General features: G+C 60.0%; 1 protein-coding gene and 1 pseudogene. One reads left to right on the top strand and one right to left on the bottom strand.

Translation table 11 applies throughout. The annotated features are described in order from the left end of the window. The first annotated feature begins 212 nt into the window (after positions 1 to 212). On the top strand, positions 213 to 1,028 hold the full coding sequence (locus ABJ99_RS00180; RefSeq protein WP_007250259.1) for a DUF2242 domain-containing protein: 816 nt from the start codon (positions 213 to 215) through the stop codon (positions 1,026 to 1,028). 199 nt (positions 1,029 to 1,227) lie between these two features. Here the strand turns inward: ABJ99_RS00180 and ABJ99_RS00175 are convergent. Beyond that, a pseudogene (locus tag ABJ99_RS00175) lies at positions 1,228 to 1,541 on the bottom strand (threonine dehydratase); the annotation flags it as partial.

The following is a 1,541-nucleotide window of genomic DNA, read 5'->3' as shown; positions in this document are numbered from 1 at the left end:
AACTCCTTGAAGCAAACAGAAAAGCGACCTTGGGGTCGCTTTTTTGTTGTCCGCGTTTTGATCAATTGAGCGCCTGCTCTTGCCGCTTAAACATGACGTATCCAAATCCTTTTGAACTGTGCGTTGATACGACGTCTCCCTTGTTGCAGACTTACCGTCATTTCCCCAGTTCGCAGTCTTGCTGGCAGACCTCTCCTTCCTCAGGATTTTCGATGTTTACGTTATTGAACCTTCGTACCGCATTCTGGGCCGCCGCCCTGTTGACGGCAGCCGGCTGCTCATCGCCGAAACAGGCGATTTATGATCACGAGCACTTCGACGACGCCGGGACGTTCTCGCGCAGTTATCCAGCGACTGACCTTGCGTATTGCGAGGCGGGGCGACGTGCCTTGCTGAGTCAGGGTTATATCATCACCAGCAGCGACCCGAAGATGGTCGCCGGTCGCAAGAGTTTTCAGCAGACGGGTGATACCCACATCGAGATCAGCTTCAATCTGGTGTGCGCGGCCGACATGAAAGATGGCAATTCCACCATGTTCGCCAACGCCCTGCAGGACCGCTACGCACTGAAGAAGACCAATAACTCGGCAAGCCTCGGGGTCGGGGTGCTGGGTTCGGTGTCGATGCCAATCGGCTCCACCGATGATTCGATGGTCAAGGTGGCCAGCGAGACGGTGTCGTCGGCGAAGTTTTACGAGCGCTTTTTCGGTCTGGTAGAAAACTTCCTGCCGCCGGAAGTGAAAAAGGCTGCGCACATTGTAGAGAAGCCCAAAGCCGATCTTGGCGTTCCAGACACCGCGCCTGCTGCGGCTACGGAACCGGCCAAAGCCGCTGAGCCTGCCAAGCTGGCGCCTACGCCTACAGAAGCGGCACCCAAGACCGAGCCCGCCGTAGAGCCTGCCGCAAGTGAACCCATGCCTGCGCCAACCGAGCCAGCGTCGTTCAAGGCTGAAACCATCGAAAAGCCAGCGGCAGAGCCTGCAGAAAGCACCACGCCCGCGCCAGTCGAGCCTACGCCTGCGCAGTAGGCCGATACTCTTGATTGTCGTGCGACGCTCCGCGTCGGCATGCGGTTCGGGATGCTCTGCGTCAAAACCTGCACCGCGCCGCACGCTCAAAATCGGACGCAGAGCGTCCAGAAATGCGTCCCCACGCGGAGCGTGGGGACGATAATCACCGGGCGACGCTCCCACGCCCTCCGGGCAGAAGCCTGCTCCGCGCCCAGCATTACCCCAAAAATAACCGATACGCCGGGTTCTCGCTCTCGTCCCAATACGGGTAACCAATCTCGTCCAGCGCAGCACCCACCAGGTGCCGCTCCTCCTCGGGCACCACCAGCCCGGCAACCACCCTGCCATCGGCTGCGCCATGGTTGCGGTAGTGGAACATCGAGATGGTCCAGCGCCCGCCTAACCGGTTGAGGAAGTTGAACAGCGCGCCCGGACGCTCCGGGAACTCAAAGCGCAGCACCACTTCATCCTCGACCCGCTCGGCATGCCCGCCGACCAGGTGGCGGATGTGCAGCTTGGCCAGCTCGTTGT

The organism is Pseudomonas syringae pv. cilantro, assembly GCF_001293775.1.
GTDB classification, from domain to species: domain Bacteria; phylum Pseudomonadota; class Gammaproteobacteria; order Pseudomonadales; family Pseudomonadaceae; genus Aquipseudomonas; species Aquipseudomonas syringae_P.
This window is presented reverse-complemented; position numbering and strand designations above follow the sequence as displayed.